Origin of the sequence: Flavobacterium salilacus subsp. salilacus (assembly GCF_004634195.1) — a bacterium.
Taxonomy (GTDB): Bacteria; Bacteroidota; Bacteroidia; order Flavobacteriales; family Flavobacteriaceae; genus Flavobacterium; species Flavobacterium salilacus.
The window spans coordinates 210545-232070 of the sequence record NZ_SKBP01000003.1 but is presented as its reverse complement, the minus strand read 5'-3'; the positions used below and the strand labels follow the sequence as shown (position 1 = coordinate 232070).

Genomic DNA, 21526 nt, shown 5'->3' with positions numbered 1-21526 from the left:
TAACAATTAGTCCAGGCTTAATGTTATCTGACCGTCTTCATCCGGTGCGCTTTTATCCTCTGTATCAGATATAGTATCTTCATCTTTTACCTCAATTTCTTCGGGTATTTCTTCCTCAGGGGCTTCAAACGGTAATGGTTCTAATAAATTTACCTGCCTTACCTTATCTGTCGTTATTTGATTACCCAATGCTTTTATACCTTTTACAGCAATAAAATCTTCAAGATCTACAGTAAGGGTATCTTTTTGTACACCTTTTATTTTAGGGAATACAATCTCGGCAACAGGTCGGTAATCTGTAGAAACTATTTCGAGTTGTGAGTTAGGATGCTCTGTAATAAATATTTCTTCTTTATTCTCATTTTCGATAAGAAAACGCTTCACATAGTAACGCTCCTTTTCGCCATCATAATATATTGCCGATATAGGCTTTTTAGGAATCCATTTTTCCAGTACTATCATACCATCCTCAAAATGTGTTGTAAGTTCAGGAATAATAGTCTTTACTTTACCTGACTGATTAATAATCAGTAACCTGTCATTAGGTCGGAACTCGCCTAACAATTCTCCTCTGCCTTCTACATTCAGGCGTTGCACGGTATCGTCAAACCAAATGCGTCTTGGCTTGAGTGTAGATATACCTTTTTCTTTCAATTCTATTTTCCTGATAGGATATTTTGTAACCGTATTTCCGCGCGAGGCGCGACCTTTTATACCTATGGCAGCGAAGTCAATTTCAAATTTCAATCTTTTAATACTGCCCACTTGGCGCAACAATATGGTTACCACCTCAGCTTCTCCGTTAGGATTATCAGAAAAATAAAGTACCTGAGAGCCTTTTGTGCCTATAGTTAAATCGTACAGTTTATCGCGGGTTACGCCTGTAACATTAAATCGTTTTACAAATGATGGTCCTGTCCTGCCATCGCGGTAAATCATATTGTATATAGTACGCTTATCGCTCTTATCAAAAATAGCCACATGAATGATGTCTTTTCCCACAAAGGTTTTAACATCCACTTTAGTTACCATCATACTGCCATCACGCAGGAAAACAATAACATCATCAATATCACTGCAATCAGCTACATATTCATCTTTCTTTAATCCGGTACCTACAAAGCCTTCCTCTCGGTTTACATATAGCTTGGTATTGCGCAGTACCACTTTTGTAGCCTCAATGTTATCAAAACTTCTCAACTCCGTTTTGCGTTCCCTGCCTTTACCGTATTTGTCTTTAAGGTTCTGAAAATAAGCAATGGCAAAATCAGTAAGATGCTCTAAATCATATTTTACCTTTTCTATATCGCCTTCCAGCGCTTCAATTTTTTGTTGTGCTTTGTCAATATCAAATTTAGAGATACGCTTAATGCGTATTTCTGTCAGCCTCACGATATCCTCTTCCGTTACCGCCCGTTTCAGGTGTTGCGTAAACGGTTTTAACCCTTCATCAATAGCTTTAATAACACCTTCCCATGTTTCTTCTTCCTCAATAAGGCGGTATATCCTATTTTCAATAAAAATACGCTCTAACGACTGGAAATGCCATTGTTCTTCCAGTTCATCAAGCTGAATTTCAAGTTCGCGTTTTAAAAGGTCAACCGTACGATGGGTCGATATTTTAAGCATATCATTTACCCCAATGAACAGCGGTTTATGGTTTTCGATAACACAGCCCAGTGGCGCAACTGAGGTTTCGCAAGCCGTAAAAGCATACAATGCATCTATCGACTTATCAGGCGAAACTCCAGGAGGCAGGTGTATTACTATCTCTACCTCAGCAGCAGTGTTATCTTCTATTTTCTTTATCTTGATTTTACCTTTTTCGTTAGCTTTTAAAATACTGTCTATAAGCGTAGTAGTATTAGTGCTGAAAGGTATTTGTGTTATGGCAAGTGTACTTTTATCTACCTGAGATATTCTGGCACGCACACGCACACGCCCACCGCGCATACCTTCGTTATATGCTGAAACATCGGCAATACCTGCCGTTGGGAAATCAGGAAAAAGTGTAAAAGGTTTGTTTTTTAATATTTTTATCGAAGCATCGATAAGCTCATTAAAGTTATGCGGAAGTACCTTAGTAGATAGTCCTACGGCAATACCCTCTGCTCCTTGTGCTAACAGCAACGGAAATTTTACGGGAAGATTTATGGGTTCGTTACGCCTGCCGTCATAAGACGATTGCCAAGGCGTAATTTTAGGGCTGTACAATACATCCAAAGCGAATTTAGATAATCGAGCCTCTATATAACGGGAAGCCGCAGCCCCATCGCCCGTAAGGATGTTACCCCAGTTACCCTGTGTGTCTATAAGCAGTTCTTTTTGCCCTATCTGTACCATTGCATCGCCAATACTGGCATCGCCATGCGGGTGGTACTGCATGGTGTGCCCTACTACGTTGGCAACTTTGTTGTAACGACCGTCGTCAAGCTCCTTGAGCGAGTGCATTATACGACGTTGCACGGGCTTAAAACCATCTTCAATGGCAGGCACGGCACGCTCTAAGATAACATAGGAAGCATAATCCAGAAACCAATCTTTATACATACCGGTTACCTTAGTAATAGTATCTTTCTGGTCAGGATCTTCCTGTTTGTCGTAAAAATGTTCTCCTTCTAAAGGTTCAAAATTATCTTCGCTCATGTATTGCCTTCAAATTCTTAATTTGAAAATTCTATGTTTTTTTAGATTCTTCACTTTGCCTCGCTCTGTTCAGAATGACAAAATGATTGTTTTACTTTTTATATAAAGCACTATTGTTCCAACACATCGAGTTCTACCTTCAAATTGTTTATAATAAACTCCTGTCTGTCGGGGGTATTTTTACCCATATAAAACTCCAGTAATGTTTGTATCGACGTGGCATTATCCAGCATCACAGGATCGAGCCTTATATCCTGCCCTATAAAGTGTTTAAACTCATCGGGCGATATCTCTCCCAATCCTTTAAATCGGGTTATCTCCGGTTTACCTGTAAGTTTTTCTATCGCTGCTCTACGTTCTTCTTCGCTATAGCAATATATCGTTTCTTTTTTGTTTCGTACGCGAAAAAGCGGTGTCTGCAAAATGTATAAATGCCCCTCTTTAATCAGTTCAGGAAAAAATTGCAAAAAGAAGGTTATCAACAGTAAGCGTATGTGCATACCATCTACATCGGCGTCGGTAGCGATAACAATGTTATTATACCGCAGGTTTTCCATTTCCTCTTCAATATCCAGTGCTGCCTGTAACAGGTTGAACTCCTCATTTTCATACACAATCTTTTTGCTCATGCCATAGGAGTTGAGCGGCTTACCTCGCAAACTGAATACTGCTTGGGTATTTACATCCCTCGACTTGGTTATAGAACCGGAAGCGGAATCGCCCTCAGTAATAAACAGCGTACTCTCTAAGCTACGCGGATTTTTGGCATCCGTAAGGTGTACACGGCAATCACGCAATTTTTTATTGTGCAGGCTTGCTTTTTTGGCTCTGTCGCGTGCCAGCTTTCGGATTCCCGAAAGTTCTTTACGCTCGCGCTCCGCCTGTAATATTTTTTTCAACAATGCATCGGCAACTTCTGGGTTGCGGTGCAAAAAGTTGTCAAGTTTTGTTTTGATAAAGTCGTTTACAAAGGTACGCACCGTTGGCAGGTTGGGTCCCATATCGGTAGAGCCCAGCTTGGTTTTGGTTTGCGATTCAAATACCGGCTCTTCTACCTTTACACTAATGGCACTTACTATCGATTTACGAATATCGGCAGCTTCAAAATTCTTATTGTAAAACTCTTTTATGGTTTTTACTATTGCTTCGCGAAAAGCACCTAAATGCGTACCTCCCTGTGTAGTGTTTTGACCGTTTACAAACGAATAGTATTCCTCACTATACTGGGTTTTACTATGCGTCATTGCTACCTCGATATCTTCATCTTTTAAGTGGATTATCGGGTATATCCTGTCGTCTTCGTTTATCGTTTCGCTAAGCAGGTCTTTAAGTCCGTTTTCAGAGAAGTATTTTTCGCCGTTATACAATATTGTCAGTCCTGTATTGAGGTAACAATAATTTTTGAGCATTTTTATAATATACTCATTACGGTACTTGTAGTTTTTAAATATAGCTTCGTCGGCAATAAAGGTAACTTTCGTTCCTTTACGCTTAGTGGTTTCTATAACGTCTTCTTCAAGGGTAATTTCTCCTGCAGAAAATTCGGCTGCTTTTTGCTGATTATCCCGTACCGATTCTACGCGAAAGTAGTTAGACAGTGCATTTACCGCCTTAGTACCCACCCCGTTTAATCCTACCGATTTTTTAAAGGCTTTGGAGTCGTACTTACCCCCCGTGTTCATTTTAGATACCACATCGACTACTTTACCCAACGGAATGCCACGACCGTAATCACGCACGGTAACGGTTTTGTCTTTTACGGTAACCTCTATGGTTTTACCGCTGCCCATTACAAATTCATCGATAGAGTTATCGAGTACTTCTTTTAAAAGGATATAAATACCATCGTCGGGCGAAGAACCGTCACCAAGCTTACCGATGTACATACCGGGACGCATACGGATGTGCTCCTTCCAGTCGAGTGAACGGATGTTATCTTCAGTGTACTGATTCTGCTCCAGCATAAAAATTTATGGATTTTGTGCTAATGTAGTATATAAACACAAAAAATGAAAGTCGTATCAAATAAACTTATTAAGAGTAGCTAAAAATATGGTTCATAACTTTACCATACGCCTACCCCCTATTAATCTTATACGATACAACCGATTCCCCATTAATGTAAATGGTTAAAAACCCTGCCGATCTTTTATCTAACGGTATTTGAAATTCGGCAATATCGTTATTAAATACAGGCTGTATTATAGTAAAAGTATTGTTGTTACTAAGCACATAGGCTATTTTTTCGGTAGGCTTTACGTTTTTCATTTTAAATGTTATTGTTCCCTGCCCTGTAGTGACTATTCCTGTGGTTGGGGTTACAACTTCGTATCCTTCTTTCAGGTAGTTTCTGTAATATAAAGGCAATGCCGCAAATTCTTCTTTGGTAGCCTTTAGCAGTAACCATTTTTCATCATCCGGATAATGTTTCAGGAAAAAGTCTTTAGGATTACTAAAAAAATAACCTTCGCTAAAATCAAATTCAAACTTTTTTGTATTCCCTATCACGCTGCCCGCACCCCATGTGGTATCTATCAATTTCCATTCGCCGTTTATCTTAACGGCATTCCATGCATGGTCGCTAATATTCGGATATCTGCCGATATGATCCGGGTAGGACTTTGATGTTCCTGTAATAATTTCAGCCTCCAGCCCTACTTTTTCGGCAACAATAGCAAAAAGATAGGCATAGCCCTGGCATACGCCTTTTTTGGAGCGCAATGTCTGATAGGCGATATCTTCTATAAATTTTTTCTTTTTGGCAATCAATTCTTCTTCCGAACTATACGAAAAACCCGCAGGGCTTTTAGAAGTACCTATAGCGCCCATATCATAGCTTATATTAGTAGCTATCCAGGTAAATAGGGCTCGGGCTTTCTCATCCTCTCGGGTAAAATCGTTATTAATGCGGTCGGCAAGCCTGTCAATAGCTGTGAATGATCGTGGGTAGGCTCTTACCGTAGCATCAACTTTTTCATAATCCTGTGCAAAAATGGTAGGCGATATAAGGAGTAAAACCAGTGTAATTTTAAAAAGTAATGTTTTCATAATTTTTTTACTACCAATAATCCTGCCAAGCGAGTAAAAAGTTTAATTATCTGTAATGGCAAAAAATCCCTTTATCATAAGGTGTCCATATTGCCGCCTTTTGGTTGGCTGCTTTCAGGGCATTGTTTGTCCAGGTATTGCAGGTATAAAACAGGCTGTATTTTCGCTTGGCGTCATAAAAAGCATCATGGTCGCCATAGCCCCGGTGGGCTATCCATTGTACTTTATTATGCGCATCATAGACAAAACTGTCCGAAATATATTCGACAAGGCGCTGATAGTTTTCTGTACTGATGTTTACTTTAATACAATTTTCATCTTCCTGAACGGCAGTATAAAACCTGGTGTGGATAGCCGATGTGCCTAAATGAAAAGCGGCGCGAAATGCCGTACCTGCCTTGAGGTCGCTCCATTGCGGGGTGTTCAGGTAAAACTCCTTGTCGCCCCAGCCAAAGGCGATATACCGGGCGAGGCTGTCCTGTGCTTTGGTGTGGGTAAAAAGTATATCGGCAGTCCAGTCTTTGGTATTATTTTTTACAGGGACTATTATATCGGTATGTGCCCCGTTGGTATGTATGTAAATACTCACATCGTTGCCCTCATTGTTGCTACTGTTTACAGTGATGTTCGAGAGGATATAAGCCCCTGCTGTATAGAGGATAATAAAAGCAAACAGACCGAGCACAATACGGGCTGTATAACGCAGGATTTTTTTAAGAGCCTTCTTTGCCATAGTCGAAGTTGCGTATAATATCCTTTAACGCATCATCGTGCTCTTTATTGGATATTTTACCGGCTTCCACATCAAAATTTTCATTGAATGAGGGCAGCGAAAATGTAGCGCGGATGTTTCCGCCATAACGCGGAAGGCTTATTTTGGCAGCTTCCATGGCATTTTTACCGCCATAACCCCCGGGCGAAGTACTCATGAGCAGCATGGGTATATCCTGCCATACTTTTTTATGCTGGCGCGATGCCCAGTCGTAACTATTTTTAAATGCTGCGGTTAGCCCGGCATTGTGTTCGGCAACGGAGAGCACGATTATACCGGCACTACCGATTTTATCGAGAAAGGCGCGCGCTATTTGGGGTTGACCCATCTCTTTTTCTTTATCTACACTAAACAACGGAAGCTCATAATCATTCAGGTCGAGAACTTCTACCTGACCATTTTCAAACAAACCGGCGGCATAGGTTGCCAAACGTTTGTTTATCGATTGTGTACTACTGCTTCCTGCAAGGGCTATTATTTTCATTTTTATATTTTTTGATGTTGGATAAATTAACGAAAAATAGAGAAGAAATGATGTTAAAGGAATGAGAAAAAATAAAGTCAAATAAATAAAATTGTATCTAATTACTAATTAAAGTAAGACAATTAACAAAATACCCATTAATGGGTATTTTGTTAAAACAACCAAGTTATATATTTACAGACATAATAACTTCCTTATGAATGACTTGTTAAACAAAATTTCTTCATATAATTTATTTAATAATCTACTCCCAGGAGTTTTATTTGTTATACTACTTGATTTTTTTGTAGGTTATAAAATGATACAAGAAAATCAAATACTGGGCATATTTTTATATTATTTCATTGGATTAACCATAAGTAGAGTTTCTTCAACTATTATAGAACCTATTTTAAAGTTTCTAAATATTATTAAGTTTAGAGATTATAAATCTTTCGTTGAAGCACAAAAAAGAGATTCTAAATTAGAGGTATTAGTAGAAGTAAGTAATAAGTTTAGAGTTTTATTTACAATGTTGTTTCTATTGCTAATTTCTAAATTTTACTACTATTTATCACAGTTTCTAAAATTATCCGAAAATACAGAAAAGTACTTACTTCTGTTATGTATAGGGACAGTATATCTCTTAGCATTTCGCAAACAGACGAATTACATAACTAAAAGAATTGATGCTAATAAATAATTAAACAATATGGACTTTGTAATAGATTTTATATACGTTGGTGATGGTGATGGAATAGTAATATGGGGAAGGAATCCAAATGAATCAGACTTTGTGTTTTTTCTAGATGGTGGAAGTCAAGGATATGGCAAAAAAATTGTAGAGCACTACAGAAATTGGATTGAACCGAACTTGTACAAAAAAAGAACTCTAGCATTTATTAATAGCCATCCACATACAGATCATATAAATGGTTTAATTGAAATAGTAAATGAATTAGGAAATGATCTGAGTTGGGGATTTTATAACGATCCTGTGAAATTTATTACTGAAGAGTTAAGAGAAAACATTAAAAAATCCGCCTTAAAAGAAGAAGATAAAGACATTGTCCATCTTTATAAATCTTTTCAAAAAGTTCATGAGCTTAATGAACTATGTACTAAGTATAAAATTGAGCAGAAAGAAGCTTTAAGTGAAATCTTCAACTATAAAGAAATTAAAGTTGTATCACCTACTCGAGAATTTTATATTGAAAAAGTTCAGCAATTCACAAATATTGATTTTCTAAAAAAAGTTGATTTTAAAACCAAATCATCTATAGATATTGACGAATATGAAGAAAATATAAAGCCTTGTATTATTGTAGATGAAAAAAACGATGCTTCTCCTGAAAATTTATCTGCCACAGTTATTGAACTAACTGATAGTAAAAATAGACGTTATTTATTAACCAGTGATGCTGGGGTTGAATCTTTTGATGATATGGAAAAGAATGGTTTTGATTGTGAAGAACTACACATTGTACAATTACCACATCATGGAAGTAGAAGAAATGTAAATACAAAGTGGTTATCAAAATTTAATCCTGATATGTATTTAGTATCAGCTGAGGGTAATAAAAAGCATCCTAGAAAAGCAGTTATAAGTTGTGTGAAGAAAAATTTACCAAATTGTAATGTTTACAGTACACATAAAATGAAAGGGGTATTATCATACACTACAAATAGAGAAATATTTCCAACAAGAAACTGGGAAAGTGCTGAACCTATTTAAAAATAATGACTAGTCTCAAAACAGTCTAACTGTTTTAGGACTAGTCATTATACTTAATTCTATTATCTCACTACTGTATTACACATTAAAACGGAAGTGCATTACATCGCCGTCTTTCACAATGTATTCTTTACCCTCTACACGTAGTTTACCGGCTTCTTTTACTTTGGCTTCGCTGCCAAAAGCCACGTAATCGTCATAGGCAATTACTTCGGCACGAATAAATCCTTTTTCAAAATCGGTATGGATAACACCCGCTGCCTGTGGTGCGGTGTCGCCTATTTGTATCGTCCAGGCACGAACCTCTTTTACCCCTGCGGTAAAGTAGGTTTGCAGGCTCAGCAGTTTGTATGCCGCGCGTATCAGTGCCGAAGCTCCCGGTTCTTTAAGCCCTAAATCTTCCAGGAACATTTGGCGTTCTTCGTAGGTTTCCAGTTCGGTAATATCTGCTTCTGTGCCTACGGCAAGTACAATAACTTCGGCGTTTTCTTCCTTAACCAGTTCGCGCACTTTTTCTACATAGTGGTTGCCGGTTGCAGCAGCGCCTTCATCTACATTACATACATACAGTACAGGTTTGGTCGTAATCAACTGAAAGGCTTCCAACAACTCTTCTTCATCCTGGTTTTTAGCCGCTACTACTCTAGCCGATTTGCCTTGCAGTAACACTTCTCTTATTCGCTCTAAAAGGGCTTCTTCGGTTTGTGCTTCTTTATTGCCTGTTTTGGCAGCTCTTTTTACCTTTTCCAAACGTTTTTCAACGGTTTCAAGGTCTTTTAGCTGTAGCTCTATATCTATAGTTTCTTTATCGCGAATGGGGTTTACGCTGCCATCTACGTGTACAATGTTATCGTTATCAAAACAGCGTAGTACGTGTATAATGGCATTACACTCCCTAATGTTACCTAAAAACTGGTTGCCCAGCCCCTCGCCTTTGCTTGCTCCTTTTACCAATCCTGCAATATCTACAATATCTACGGTAGCAGGCTGCACGCGCTCGGGTTTTACCAACTCTTCCAGCTTTTCCAGCCTTGGGTCGGGTACGTTTACTACGCCTATGTTGGGTTCTATAGTACAAAAGGGAAAGTTTGCACTTTGTGCCTTAGCATTTGACAAACAATTAAAAAGGGTCGATTTACCTACGTTGGGCAATCCTACTATTCCTGCTTTCATCAGTAACTGTGTTTTTAAGGCTGCAAATATAAGTTTTTGAAATTAAAAATACAGCGTAGGTGTATGGATATAGTGGTATGATTTATAAATACTTTATGCTTTTATTACCAACTATTTTAACAGTTTGCAACTAACTTTGTAACATAAAAACCAAAAAAGGGAAAAATCATGAAAAAAATTGCTTTAATTATACTGTTTGGCCTTAGTGCAGGGATGTATGCACAAGTCAATAAAAATGTAACGGAAGAAACCAAAACGACAACTACAACTGTTGATAACGGTACGGAAAAGAAAAGAACGGTTACGACCGAGAAAACAGATAAAGTTCAGGATATTGAATTAAAAAATGCCGATTCTAATAAGCTGAACAAGGATATAAAAGAAACTTCTGTTAAGGTAACAAAGTCAGAAACTATTTCAGGCGATGGCATACCAACCCAAATAGGCAGTACTACTTATTATACCATGAACGGTACCAACTATAGTTTTGTTAAAGATAAAAAAGGGTACAAAATTTCTACTCCTGAAAATCTTAATCACGGTGTGCTGAGAAAAACATCAAACAATAACTATATTTATAAAACTGAGAATAAAACTTCTTTCGGATATTTTGATGCGGATGGTAACTTAGTTGTAGAAACCTATGATAATGATGGTGACGGAGTTATGGTAGAAAAATATACTCCTGCAAAAAAGAACTTAATTGATTAGATTGTTTTAATAATTACAACTAAAAAATCCCGAAGCAATGCTTCGGGATTTTTTTATTTTGCGGTACACATTACTCTATTCATTGTGTAAAAATGCCTGTCTGTTCAGCAGCGTTTCTTCGCTTTCCACATGGTTTTCGTCAGGCACACAACAATCTACCGGACATACTGCGGCACATTGCGGTTCGTCATGAAAACCTTTACACTCCGTACACTTATCAGGTACTATATAATACAAATCGTCAGATATTGGTGTTTGTGCTGCATCAGCATCCACTTCCTCACCCGATGGCAAAATAATTTTGCCTGTTAGTTTAGTACCATCTTTGTATCTCCAATCATCTGCTCCCTCATATATTGCCGTGTTTGGACATTCCGGCTCACAAGCACCACAGTTTATACATTCATCTGTTATAATGATAGCCATAGCTTATTTTATTTTAATAACGTAAATTTGTGCAAAATTACGTCCAAATCTATTCATAAACAAACATAATGACGTTAACCCAAACAAAAAAAGCGTTCGCAACATTAGGAAAATTTCTCAGTCAATTTTCTGAAGATGATGCTGTAAAAAACGAGTCTGTACCGCATAACGATACCTTTTTTGATAATTTTATAAACCTCATACAACTATCCCAATCGCATAACGGGTGGTTTACACCGCAGCAGGTTTATTTTGCCATACAGTCGTGGGCAGAAGCCTTAACCGATGACAATCTTGATAAATGGCTCGAAAATTATACTATCAATTATACAGAGCCTAAAACTGTTGGGCTGGTACTGGCGGGTAACATCCCTATGGTTGGCTTTCACGATTTTTTATCGGTACTGATTACCGGCAATAAAGCCTTGGTAAAAGCATCATCAAACGACCAGCACTTACTGCCGTTTTTAGCAAAATACCTTATTGCTGTAGAACCCAAACTTGCCGACAGAATAACCTTTACCGAAGGTAAGCTCGAAGGCTTTGATGCCGTAATTGCGACAGGCAGTAACAACACCGCCCGCTATTTTGAATATTATTTTAAAAATAAGCCGGCTATAATCCGTAAAAACAGAAATTCAGTTGCCATCCTTACAGGCAAAGAAACTAAAGAAGAACTTACGGCACTTGGCGAAGATATATTCCGTTATTTCGGATTAGGATGTCGTAATGTTTCCAAACTGTATGTTCCTAAAGATTATGATTTTAAAGACTTTTTCGAAGCGATGTTTACCTATGGCGATATTGTTCATTATGAAAAATATGCTAATAACTACGACTATAACAAAGCGGTGTTCCTGATGAGCAACTTTAAAATACTCGATAACGAATTTATGACATTGAAAGAAGATACGAGCTATGCCTCACCTATCTCTTCTGTCTTTTATGAATATTATGATGATATTGATAACTTAAAGCAAAAATTGGAAGCCGAACACGAACAGTTGCAATGTGTTGTAAGTAACGGTATAACCGAAAACAGTATCCCGTTTGGGCAAACTCAAAAACCGGCATTATGGGATTATGCTGATAATGTAGATACTATTTCATTTTTATCAAAAATATAGCCGAATAATTAGCAAGTTTTGTTACACCTTTTTGATATATAATTTGGAAATTTGTACCTCACTTCAACAAGCGCATAATGAAAAAGCACAATTTCAGCGCAGGACCTTCTATCCTGCCACAGGAAGTATTTGATAAAGCCGCACAGGCAGTACTTAACTTTAACAATTCGGGGCTTTCTATACTGGAAATCTCCCATCGCAGTAAAGATTTTGTAGCTGTTATGAATGAGGCGCGCGCACTGGCGCTGGAACTGCTGGGGCTTGAAGGCAAAGGCTACCAAGCGCTTTTTCTTTCGGGTGGTGCAAGTATGGAATTTGTACGTGTACCCTACAACCTGTTAAAACAAGGCGGTAAAGCTGCCTACCTCGATACAGGTACATGGGCAGCGGGAGCTATAAAAGAAGCTAAGTATTTTGGTGAAACCGTAGTGGTAGCGTCATCCAAAGATGACAATTATACCCATATCCCGAAAGGATATAGTATTCCTGCTGATGCCGATTACTTTCACTGTACCAGCAACAATACCATATTTGGTACACAAATGCACGACTTCCCTGAAACCAATGTCCCTATTGTGTGCGATATGAGTTCGGATATATTTTCGAGAGCAATTGATTTTTCCAAATTCGGACTTATTTATGCCGGAGCACAAAAAAACATGGGTCCTGCCGGTACAACCCTTATTGTTGTTAAAGAAGATTTGTTAGACAAAACAGGCAGAACTATACCGGGCATACTCGATTATTCAGTACATATAGCCAAAGAAAGTATGTACAATACCCCTCCGGTTTTTGCCGTTTATGCCTCCCTGCTCACCCTGCAATGGGTTAAAGCCAATGGCGGTATTGCTGCAATGGAAAAGAAAAACATTGAAAAAGCAGCACTGCTATATAACGAAATAGACCGTAACCCGTTGTTTAAAGGAGTAGCTAAAGAAGAAGACCGTTCTAAAATGAATGTTACCTTTTTACTTGTTGATGAAACCCATACAGAACAATTTGACCAGATGTGGAAGGCTGCCAACATAAGCGGGCTGAGCGGACACAGGTCAGTAGGCGGTTACCGTGCCTCTATATACAATGCTATGCCGATAGAAAGTGTACAGGTATTGGTAGATGTTATGCAGGAGTTTGAGAAAAGTGTAGCCCCCTAACCCCCAAAGGGGGAAATCTTAGGATAATTTTAATTATTAAATCTTTAAATACTAAAGAATGAAAATATTAGCTAATGACGGTATCTCGCCAAGTGGCATTATAGCACTTGAAGATAACGGATTTGAAGTAATAACTACCAAAGTAGCTCAGGAACAGGTAGCCAATTACATTAATAAAAATAATATAGCCGTATTGCTGGTGCGCAGTGCTACCAAAGTGCGTAAAGATATTATAGACAACTGCCCCACACTAAAAATTATTGGTCGTGGCGGTGTAGGCATGGATAATATAGATGTGGAATATGCCCGCGAAAAAGGCATTCATGTTATCAATACCCCAGCTTCATCATCCGATTCGGTTGCCGAACTGGTATTTGCCCACCTGTTTACAGGAGTACGTTTCCTGCACGATGCCAACCGCCTTATGCCTCTTGAGGGCGAAGCAAGTTTTAATGACCTTAAAAAAGCCTATGCCAACGGTAGTGAACTAAGAGGTAAAACACTAGGTATTATTGGTTTTGGGCGTATTGGTCGTGCCGTAGCGCGTATTGCTTTAGGTTTAGGCATGCGTGTTATCGCTTCGGATAAATTTGTAGGCACCGCAGAAATAAGAGTTGATTTTTATAACGGACAGTTTATAAATGTAGAAATAACTACCGAACCTACTGAAGAAATTTTTAAGCATGCCGATTTTATATCGCTGCATGTACCTGCGCAGGATGGCTACCTAATCAGCACCCCTGAATTTGAAATGATGAAGAACGGAGTGGGCATAGTAAACGCAGCACGTGGCGGTGTGCTGGACGAAGTGGCACTTGTAGAAGCACTCGATTCGGGTAAAGTTGCCTTTGCGGGGCTTGATGTTTTTGAAGAAGAGCCTAAACCGGCAATACAAATACTGATGCACCCTAAAATATCGCTTACGCCGCATATTGGTGCAGCAACACAGGAAGCGCAAGACCGCATAGGCGTAGAGCTTGCCGAGCAAATTGTGAGCATTTTAAAGACCGAAAAAGCATAATTAAAAATAGGCTGTGTAAAAAAGCACTTAAATCAGCATTTTTGTCATTCTGACGAAGGAAGAATCTCTTATTAATTTAATATTGAGATTCTTCACTCTATTCTATTTCGTTCAGAATGACACTTTTGAGACAGCCCTGTTTTTATTAGATAGATGTATGTGATTATTTAAAAAATATCGGGATCGCCTTTTCCTTCCCTTACTACCACAGGTTCATCTCCCGACAGGTCAATTATGGTAGAGGCTACATTGTCGCCATAACCACCATCAATAACGGCATCTACAAGGTTTTGCCACTTTTCGAATATCAGTTCGGGGTCAGTTGAATATTCCAGTACCTCATCTTCATCGTGTATCGAGGTCGATACTATAGGGTTACCCAACTGCCTCACAATTTCGAGCGCAATATTATTATCGGGTACACGAATACCTACCGTAGTTTTCTTTTTAAACTCTTTTGGTAAGTTATTATTTCCGGGTAAAATAAAGGTATAAGGACCGGGTAAGGATCGTTTCAATATTTTAAAAGTACTGGTGTCTATCTGCTTTACGTAGTCTGAAAGGTTACTAAGGTCATGACATATAAATGAAAAGTTAGCCTTATCGAGCTTAATGCCTTTGATGCGGGCTATACGCTCCAGAGCTTTAGTGTTCGTTATATCGCATCCCAAACCATATACTGTGTCCGTAGGATAAATTATCAATCCGCCATCGCGTAATATCTTTATTACTTTGGCTACCTCCTTTTCGTTAGGATTTTCAGGGTAAATTTTTATAAAGTGTGCCATTGTAAAAGTGTGTGATCGTTAGAATGCTTAAAGTTACATTTTTTCGATTAAATCATTGCTCTAACATAATAAAATATATGACTTAAAGACTTTCTATAAATAGATTCTTCCTTCGTCAGAATGACAAAACAGCAACCGTCAGAATGACAAAGTAAAAACGATGAGGATGACAAAAAACTACCCTATTACATCCAGTTTTGCGAAACGAAGCAATAATTTTTTAATCCCTCCTACTTCAAATTTTATCTCGGCTTTTTTGTCTGCCCCTATGCCTTCAAGGTTAAGTACTTCTCCTTTACCAAAACGTTCGTGCATTACCACATTACCAATTATCAGTTTAGTATCGGGGATAGCATTTCCGGAAGGAGCAGGTCTTGACATGGGTTTTAGCCTACGGATGTTGGCATCGGGCTTAGGGTCGTTATCCGTAATCCATTTGGGTGGTGTACCGCTCGTTGGTTTTACCTGTCGCAGCTTCGATTTATCCACATCGCCAAAAATATCCGAATTTATCATTGGTTTATATCGATAACCTGTTTCTACAGGGGTAAGGTATTCCAGATATGTATCGGTAATTTCTTCAATAAATCGCGAAGGCTCGCTATCTACCAGTTTGCCCCAACGGTAACGTGATTGTGCATACGTTAAATATGCCTGATGCTCGGCACGGGTAAGCGCCACATAAAACAATCGGCGTTCTTCTTCCAACTCGCTACGGGTATTAATACTCATAGCACTGGGGAATAAATCTTCCTCCATACCCACAATAAACACATAGGGGAATTCTAATCCTTTGGCAAGGTGAATGGTCATCAGGGCAACCCTGTCATCATCTCCTGTGTCTTTATCAAGGTCGGTGGCAAGTGCCACGTCTTCCAAAAATTCAGAGAGCGCACCGCGTGCGCCATCTACTTCTTTTTGCCCTTCAATAAAATCTTTTATACCGTTTAGTAATTCCTCTATATTCTCAATACGGGCAATCCCTTCGGGCGTAGCATCTTTTTTCAGTTCTTGTATCAGCCCCGTTTTTTTGGTAACGTGTTCGGCAAGAAAAAAAGCATCCTGCGATTGGTCTATCACCTGAAAGCTTTTTATCATGGTTACAAAATCCTGTAGCTTGTTTTTAGTCCCGGAATTGAATTTCAGGTCTATCCTGTCGAGGTTTTCCATTACTTCAAACACCGTCCGTCCGTAATGATTGGCTGCAACAGTAAGTTTTTCAAGTGTAGTCCCCCCTATTCCCCTTGCAGGATAGTTGATAACCCGCATTAATGCCTCTTCATCTTTCGGATTGATTACCAACCTTAAATAGGCAAGTACATCTTTTATCTCTTTGCGTTGGTAAAACGATAGCCCTCCGTATATTCTGTACGGTATGTCGCGCTTACGCAGCGCATCCTCCATTGCCCGCGACTGGGCATTGGTGCGGTACAGTATGGCAAAACTTCCGTTTTTCATCTGGTGTTGCATCTTTTGCTCAAAAATGGTACTTGCCACAAAACGCCCTTCTTCGCCATCGGTAAGGCTGCGGTGCACTTTTATCTTCGGTCCTTCGTCATTCGCTGTCCAAACTATTTTATCCAGTTTAATTTGGTTCTTATCTATAATGGAGTTGGCTGCTTCTACTATGTTTTTGGTAGAACGATAGTTTTGCTCCAGTCGGTACATTTGTACATTATCATAATCCTTCTGGAAATTCAGGATGTTATTAATATTTGCTCCCCTAAAAGCATAGATACTCTGTGCATCGTCGCCCACCACACATATATTCTGGAAACGGTCGCTCAAGGCACGTACTATTAAGTACTGCGAGTGGTTAGTATCCTGATACTCATCGACCAATATGTATTTAAAGCGGTTTTGATATTTCATCAGCACCTCAGGAAAACGGTTCAATAACTCGTTAGTTCTCAAGAGTAAATCATCAAAATCCATTGCTCCCGCTTTAAAGCAACGCTCTACATACTTCTCATAGATTTCGCCCAAGCGGGGTTTTTTCGACATGGCATCGGCTTCCTGCAGGTCAGGGTCATTATAATATGCCTTAACGGTAATAAGGCTGTTTTTGTAGCTCGATATACGGTTCAATACCTGCTTGGGCTTATATATATCCTTATCAAGCTGCATTTCTTTTATAATGGCACTAATGAGCCTTACGCTGTCCTGCGTGTCATATATGGTAAAATTGGAAGGAAAGCCCAGCTTTTCGCCCTCAAAACGTAATATTTTGGCAAATACCGAGTGAAATGTACCCATCCAAAGGTTCTTCGCTTCGGATGAGCCTACAATATCGGCAATACGTTTTTTCATTTCGCGTGCTGCCTTGTTGGTAAAAGTAAGGGCAAGTATATTAAAAGCATCTACGCCCTGGCTCATCAGGTAGGCAATACGCATGGTAAGCACACGGGTTTTGCCCGACCCTGCACCCGCTATCACTATCATGGGACCATCTTTTTGAAGTGTGGGGGCTTGCTGTGCTTCGTTTAGCTGACTTATATATTTTTGGATTTCCATAGTTGTTACAAAGTAGCAAAAATAACTATTTTAAGCGAGAAACCCTTTGTGAAGCCGTATTGTAAATCAACAAATAATCAACAGTTGCAGCGGCCACTATTCCTATAAAATATGCCAGTAAATCGCTGTACAAAAAGCCGGAACCCAAAATCAGTTTTCCCAATATTGTTTGTCGTATGGTATTGAGCCAGTCGGCTTGGTATAGCTGACTTAATTCAATAATATAACAAATCAGCAATCCTGTTACAGCTCTAAATGTGATGTTCTTTTTTATATACATTGCACAAACAAAGTAATACATCATAAAAGCATACAGGGCATCGCCTGCATACAGGTTTACCACATCGGGAAACCATGCTTTTTTACTGCGCACTAACAGCCCAAGCGGTATAGTAAGCAGTGTAACCAGTATATAAATAAGTCTGCTTTTGATTTTCATAATAAATATAAGTAGCCAAATATAATTGTTAATTATTTTTGTGCGCGCCTGTATTCATTAAAGTTTATTGTTATTTTAGCTTTTTACAATTTTTAATAAAAAAACCTTGTTACAAAACACATAACCATCTAAACCCCATATAAATGGACGCTGACAAAATTTTAGAACTTTTATTTTATACGCTACCGGCTATTATTACAGGGCTTATTGCCTACTACTTTTTTAAAATGCATACGGCTAATGAAGAAGGTCGCCGTCGTTACCTCATCCATAAAGAAGCACAAAAAAATGCAATGCCGCTTCGCCTTCAGGCTTATGAAAGACTTGTGTTGTTTTTAGAACGTATTAACCCTGCAAAGCTACTGATAAGGGTAGTACCGCAATCGTCTGATAAATTGGATTATGAAGAGTATTTAATATCGCAAATTGAACAGGAATATGAACATAACCTTACACAACAAATATATGTTTCTGCCGAAAGTTGGGATATTATTACTACTGCCAAAAATGCTACGATACAACTCATCCGTAAGTCAAACATGAGCGATAAAGTAGATAGTGCCAACAAACTGCGCGAAGTAATGCTTACTAATCTTTTTGACAAGCAAAGCCCCAGCAGTGTGGCTGTTGCCTACCTGAAAAATGAGGTAGGCGAAATGTGGAGGGAATAATATAATAAGACTACTTTTATATTTATGATATAGAAAAGGTACTTAATTGCAAGTGCCTTTTTTTGATTATGTTTGTATTACAATTAGGGTTATGAGACAGTTTATTCTTATATTTTTAGTATTCATTACTACAACATCAGTTGCACAAAGAAGGTTTGAAAACAAAACCTTTGGCTTCGCTATGCAAGAGCCTATGGGGTGGATATGGGGCAATGAGGATGACCTTGTGCGCAACCTGGAAAAACTGGATATTGACGAAGAAAAGCTGCTGAAAATTATTAAAGAACATGAGGGCTCTGTACTGATACTCTCCCTTTATAAATATGACCCCCAAACACATAAAGGACTTGTACCTGCCATACAGATAAACGTGCGCGAAAGAAACAACGAGGATTATAATGCATTTAAATCACACATTATAAAAAGTGCGCGAAGTTTTGAAGGACTGTATGACGATTTTGAGTTTATAGAAGAACCTACGGATGTAAAAATATCGCACATAAAAAGCATTTACTTTGTAACCAAATTTACCATGCGTACTGAAAACGGATTAACACACAGAGTGCGCAGCAGGATATATGTTATCCCCTGGAAACATTACTACTTCCAGATTAATATGACGGACGACCTTATGGGAGAAGATTGCAGCATGGAATTTTTACGGCTGATAAAAACCATACAAATCAAAAGAAAGTAATCTTTCTATTATTCTGCCAGCAACTGTTGTAATTTCTTTTGCTCCGCCTGTGGCAATCCTGATAAAATACTCTCAAAAAATTCATGATAACCTTCCCGCTTTAATAGTGCACGGATGCTCTCGCGCCCAAATTTGGCAAACTGCCATTTATGGTGCAGCGTAGCATTAACAAGGTTAGCCCACACCACAGGATCGGGTTTATTTATATACAACAAGTTGGTAAGCGCATTTTGGCGTACAGTACTCTCATAGCGTGGCGAAGCATAGCCTTGCAACTCAGCATAAATTTCGACCTTTTCCGCTTCGCGGTAATCGGGTGTGGCATAGGCAAGCGTTAGCCAGAGTATGCGCAGGTTTTTATCGTTAAATCCTACCCAACCGTCAGATAAATCCAGTAACTCAGGTCGCCTTTCAGGGAATTTATTATACAGCACATTTAATGCTATTTCGCGGGTAATGTATGACTTGTCTTGCAATAACGATTTATACTCCTCATAAAAAGTATCGGGGAAATTAGTAACCGTTCGTGCCACTGCCTGTCGCAGTTTTATATCACCGCTTGCCATCGCAAGCCGTATCAATACCGCTTTATCCTCAAACGGCACATCAGCTATTTGCAACAATACCTCCTCCTTTACAGGATAATACATATCCGAATGCAAAATCTGCTCAAATATCGGTTGCTTCTCTTCAAAACGTTTGTCGTGTAATTCGCCCAGCTTAAAATACAGTTCCATAAACTGATTTCCGTTTAGCAATGCTATCGCTTCCTGTACTTCAAAACCTCCCTTTTCCAGCCAACGCTCCCTGAACGCTTTAGTATCATAATCTGACACTCTATTGATTTCGGCTAAAAAATCATCGGTAGTTACATTTTTAAAAGCATATTTTTCCAGATAATTTTTTACCGCAGTGCGGAATGCCTCATGCCCAACCCCTTCGCGCAACACATGCAGTGCCCATGCTCCTTTCTGGTAATAGGTAAGCGAGCTTGCCTTATCACTGAGTATGGGTACAGTATCGGTTTGGGCAACGCGTTGCAGGCGTTCTGCCATTTGATATAATTCGTAGGTAAAATGGTCGTCACCAAAAAGCTCCTGTTCTGCCAACAGCGCATAGTAGGTAGCAAACCCCTCCTGCAACCAATGGTGCTCTCCCGATTGTGCCGTAATAAGGTTGCCAAACCACTGGTGCGCCAGTTCGTGCGCATTTACATTGATATACGTCCTGTCATTAAACCCTATGGAATCGACCACAAAATCCTGTGAGAAAATAGTAGAAGTCGTGTTCTCCATACCGGCATATAAAAAATCTAAGACCGGAACCTGGCGGTACACACCCCAAGGGTATTTTACACCTATTGCTGCCTCAAAATAGTTAAATATTTGCTTGCTATAGCGGTAGGTTGGTTCATGTTTATCTGCATCTTCCGGCCTGTAAAACAGCTGTAATGGTTTTTCTTTATCCGGTAGGGCATAGGTGTTATCAAACTTACCAATGGCAAGCATTACCAAATAGCTGCTCATGGGTTTATCCATTTGGTAACTGGCAATACGTTGATTAGTATCTGTAGTAAAAGTATTCTTACTATTTTTTCCGTTAGCCAAAATAGTATAACCCTTATCAAATGTAACTTCAAGGTTAAAAATTACCTTCTCGTTCATATCATCAAAACTGGGCAGCCAGTGACTGGTATATTTGCCCTGCCCCTGTGTCCATATCTGTAATTCTTTTTCCTCATCGCTGTCGGTCATGTCATTTGCAGCGGAAGCATCTGCATCCAGTTCCACAAAATAGAGTGCCTGCTTAGGCTGTGCCGAATAACTGAAGGTAACCGTATTATTCCCTTTTTTATATCCTTTATACAGCTTTAATGCCGTAGCAGAGTTTACCCAACCTGCTTTTTTACCGTTAATGGTAACATCGGTAAACTGCATGTTGCGGGCATCAATATAAATGGTATCTGTTTTTTTGTCCAATACCTCAAAAGTATAGGTTACTGTACCCATTACTTTTTTCTGCAGAACGTCAAAACTAATAGCAGCATCGCAGGTTTTAAAATCAACCTTTTGCGTTTGCTGGGCAAAGGTTAAAGAGGTTATAAAGAGTGAGAGGAAAAATATAGAGAGTTTCATTAAAAT

At 39.0% G+C, this 21526-nt stretch carries 18 protein-coding genes; 7 read left to right on the top strand and 11 right to left on the bottom strand.

The window, feature by feature from the left end; genetic code table 11:
- Positions 1–6: 6 nt before the first annotated feature.
- From E0W68_RS05775 to E0W68_RS05755, 5 genes are all read right to left on the bottom strand, one after another.
- Positions 7–2646 carry a DNA gyrase/topoisomerase IV subunit A gene (locus E0W68_RS05775; protein ID WP_135218463.1) on the bottom strand — a complete coding sequence of 880 codons (2640 nt, stop codon included), beginning with the start codon at positions 2644–2646 and terminating at the stop codon, positions 7–9.
- Between the two features lie 110 nt (positions 2647–2756).
- On the bottom strand, positions 2757–4610 hold the full coding sequence (locus tag E0W68_RS05770) for a DNA topoisomerase IV subunit B (RefSeq protein ID WP_135218462.1): 1854 nt from the start codon (positions 4608–4610) through the stop codon (positions 2757–2759).
- A 112-nt stretch (positions 4611–4722) separates the two neighbouring features.
- Entirely contained in the window at positions 4723–5694 is a 972-nt protein-coding gene (locus E0W68_RS05765; protein WP_135218461.1) for a transglutaminase domain-containing protein, read from the bottom strand.
- 46 nt (positions 5695–5740) lie between these two features.
- Positions 5741–6427 carry a TIGR02117 family protein gene (locus E0W68_RS05760; RefSeq protein WP_135218460.1) on the bottom strand — a complete coding sequence of 229 codons (687 nt, stop codon included), beginning with the start codon at positions 6425–6427 and terminating at the stop codon, positions 5741–5743.
- Positions 6408–6950 carry an NADPH-dependent FMN reductase gene (locus E0W68_RS05755; RefSeq protein WP_135218459.1) on the bottom strand — a complete coding sequence of 181 codons (543 nt, stop codon included), beginning with the start codon at positions 6948–6950 and terminating at the stop codon, positions 6408–6410. Before E0W68_RS05755 ends, E0W68_RS05760 begins: the two co-directional genes overlap by 20 nt.
- Positions 6951–7641: 691 nt before the next feature.
- On the opposite strand from E0W68_RS05755, the gene E0W68_RS05750 reads away from it, so the two are divergent.
- A complete protein-coding gene (locus tag E0W68_RS05750) occupies positions 7642–8664 on the top strand; it encodes a ComEC/Rec2 family competence protein (RefSeq protein ID WP_135218458.1) in 1023 nt (340 codons plus the stop codon).
- A 78-nt stretch (positions 8665–8742) separates the two neighbouring features.
- Here E0W68_RS05750 and ychF read toward each other — a convergent pair whose 3' ends face one another.
- Positions 8743–9837: a redox-regulated ATPase YchF gene (gene ychF / locus E0W68_RS05745; RefSeq protein WP_135218457.1), complete on the bottom strand. Its 1095-nt coding sequence runs from the start codon at positions 9835–9837 to the stop codon at positions 8743–8745.
- A 168-nt stretch (positions 9838–10005) separates the two neighbouring features.
- Here ychF and E0W68_RS05740 point away from each other — a divergent pair, with 168 nt between their 5' ends.
- Positions 10006–10548, top strand: coding sequence for a hypothetical protein (locus E0W68_RS05740; protein WP_135218456.1), 543 nt, complete (start codon positions 10006–10008; stop codon positions 10546–10548).
- Positions 10549–10623: 75 nt separating this feature from the next.
- On the opposite strand, the gene E0W68_RS05735 is transcribed toward E0W68_RS05740, so the two are convergent.
- Complete coding sequence (locus E0W68_RS05735; RefSeq protein WP_135218455.1) at positions 10624–10974, bottom strand: 4Fe-4S dicluster domain-containing protein; 351 nt, start codon at positions 10972–10974, stop codon at positions 10624–10626.
- Between the two features lie 68 nt (positions 10975–11042).
- Here E0W68_RS05735 and E0W68_RS05730 point away from each other — a divergent pair, with 68 nt between their 5' ends.
- The 3 genes from E0W68_RS05730 (at position 11043) to E0W68_RS05720 (ending at position 14276) form a co-directional block, all read left to right on the top strand.
- Complete coding sequence (locus E0W68_RS05730) at positions 11043–12101, top strand: acyl-CoA reductase (RefSeq protein ID WP_135218454.1); 1059 nt, start codon at positions 11043–11045, stop codon at positions 12099–12101.
- 77 nt (positions 12102–12178) lie between these two features.
- Positions 12179–13255: a 3-phosphoserine/phosphohydroxythreonine transaminase gene (gene serC, locus E0W68_RS05725; protein ID WP_135218453.1), complete on the top strand. Its 1077-nt coding sequence runs from the start codon at positions 12179–12181 to the stop codon at positions 13253–13255.
- 58 nt (positions 13256–13313) lie between these two features.
- Positions 13314–14276: a D-2-hydroxyacid dehydrogenase gene (locus E0W68_RS05720; RefSeq protein ID WP_135218452.1), complete on the top strand. Its 963-nt coding sequence runs from the start codon at positions 13314–13316 to the stop codon at positions 14274–14276.
- 167 nt (positions 14277–14443) lie between these two features.
- On the opposite strand, the gene E0W68_RS05715 is transcribed toward E0W68_RS05720, so the two are convergent.
- The 3 genes from E0W68_RS05715 to E0W68_RS05705 form a co-directional block, all read right to left on the bottom strand.
- Entirely contained in the window at positions 14444–15064 is a 621-nt protein-coding gene (locus E0W68_RS05715; protein WP_135218451.1) for an L-threonylcarbamoyladenylate synthase, read from the bottom strand.
- Between the two features lie 177 nt (positions 15065–15241).
- Positions 15242–17572, bottom strand: a complete 2331-nt coding sequence (locus tag E0W68_RS05710; protein ID WP_135218521.1) for an ATP-dependent helicase — start codon at positions 17570–17572, stop codon at positions 15242–15244.
- Positions 17573–17603: 31 nt separating this feature from the next.
- Complete coding sequence (locus E0W68_RS05705; protein ID WP_135218450.1) at positions 17604–18017, bottom strand: ribosomal maturation YjgA family protein; 414 nt, start codon at positions 18015–18017, stop codon at positions 17604–17606.
- 143 nt (positions 18018–18160) lie between these two features.
- Between E0W68_RS05705 and E0W68_RS05700 the strand changes: the two genes are divergently transcribed.
- Together E0W68_RS05700 and E0W68_RS05695 are read left to right on the top strand one after the other, a co-directional pair.
- Positions 18161–18688 carry a DUF7935 family protein gene (locus tag E0W68_RS05700; RefSeq protein ID WP_135218449.1) on the top strand — a complete coding sequence of 176 codons (528 nt, stop codon included), beginning with the start codon at positions 18161–18163 and terminating at the stop codon, positions 18686–18688.
- 91 nt (positions 18689–18779) lie between these two features.
- Positions 18780–19385: a hypothetical protein gene (locus E0W68_RS05695; RefSeq protein ID WP_135218448.1), complete on the top strand. Its 606-nt coding sequence runs from the start codon at positions 18780–18782 to the stop codon at positions 19383–19385.
- Between the two features lie 8 nt (positions 19386–19393).
- On the opposite strand, the gene E0W68_RS05690 is transcribed toward E0W68_RS05695, so the two are convergent.
- Positions 19394–21520, bottom strand: coding sequence for a M1 family metallopeptidase (locus E0W68_RS05690; protein ID WP_135218447.1), 2127 nt, complete (start codon positions 21518–21520; stop codon positions 19394–19396).
- Positions 21521–21526 lie beyond the last annotated feature (6 nt).

Excerpts from the sequence above, each read along its gene's own strand:
- E0W68_RS05775 (WP_135218463.1), bottom strand. The coding sequence starts at position 2,646 with ATGAGCGAAGATAATTTTGAACCTTTAGAAGGAGAACATTTTTACGAC.
- E0W68_RS05770 (WP_135218462.1), bottom strand. The coding sequence starts at position 4,610 with ATGCTGGAGCAGAATCAGTACACTGAAGATAACATCCGTTCACTCGAC.
- E0W68_RS05765 (WP_135218461.1), bottom strand. The coding sequence starts at position 5,694 with ATGAAAACATTACTTTTTAAAATTACACTGGTTTTACTCCTTATATCG.
- E0W68_RS05760 (WP_135218460.1), bottom strand. The coding sequence starts at position 6,427 with ATGGCAAAGAAGGCTCTTAAAAAAATCCTGCGTTATACAGCCCGTATT.
- E0W68_RS05755 (WP_135218459.1), bottom strand. The coding sequence starts at position 6,950 with ATGAAAATAATAGCCCTTGCAGGAAGCAGTAGTACACAATCGATAAAC.
- E0W68_RS05750 (WP_135218458.1), top strand. The coding sequence starts at position 7,642 with ATGGACTTTGTAATAGATTTTATATACGTTGGTGATGGTGATGGAATA.
- ychF (WP_135218457.1), bottom strand. The coding sequence starts at position 9,837 with ATGAAAGCAGGAATAGTAGGATTGCCCAACGTAGGTAAATCGACCCTT.
- E0W68_RS05740 (WP_135218456.1), top strand. The coding sequence starts at position 10,006 with ATGAAAAAAATTGCTTTAATTATACTGTTTGGCCTTAGTGCAGGGATG.
- E0W68_RS05735 (WP_135218455.1), bottom strand. The coding sequence starts at position 10,974 with ATGGCTATCATTATAACAGATGAATGTATAAACTGTGGTGCTTGTGAG.
- E0W68_RS05730 (WP_135218454.1), top strand. The coding sequence starts at position 11,043 with ATGACGTTAACCCAAACAAAAAAAGCGTTCGCAACATTAGGAAAATTT.
- serC (WP_135218453.1), top strand. The coding sequence starts at position 12,179 with ATGAAAAAGCACAATTTCAGCGCAGGACCTTCTATCCTGCCACAGGAA.
- E0W68_RS05720 (WP_135218452.1), top strand. The coding sequence starts at position 13,314 with ATGAAAATATTAGCTAATGACGGTATCTCGCCAAGTGGCATTATAGCA.
- E0W68_RS05715 (WP_135218451.1), bottom strand. The coding sequence starts at position 15,064 with ATGGCACACTTTATAAAAATTTACCCTGAAAATCCTAACGAAAAGGAG.
- E0W68_RS05705 (WP_135218450.1), bottom strand. The coding sequence starts at position 18,017 with ATGAAAATCAAAAGCAGACTTATTTATATACTGGTTACACTGCTTACT.
- E0W68_RS05700 (WP_135218449.1), top strand. The coding sequence starts at position 18,161 with ATGGACGCTGACAAAATTTTAGAACTTTTATTTTATACGCTACCGGCT.
- E0W68_RS05695 (WP_135218448.1), top strand. The coding sequence starts at position 18,780 with ATGAGACAGTTTATTCTTATATTTTTAGTATTCATTACTACAACATCA.
- E0W68_RS05690 (WP_135218447.1), bottom strand. The coding sequence starts at position 21,520 with ATGAAACTCTCTATATTTTTCCTCTCACTCTTTATAACCTCTTTAACC.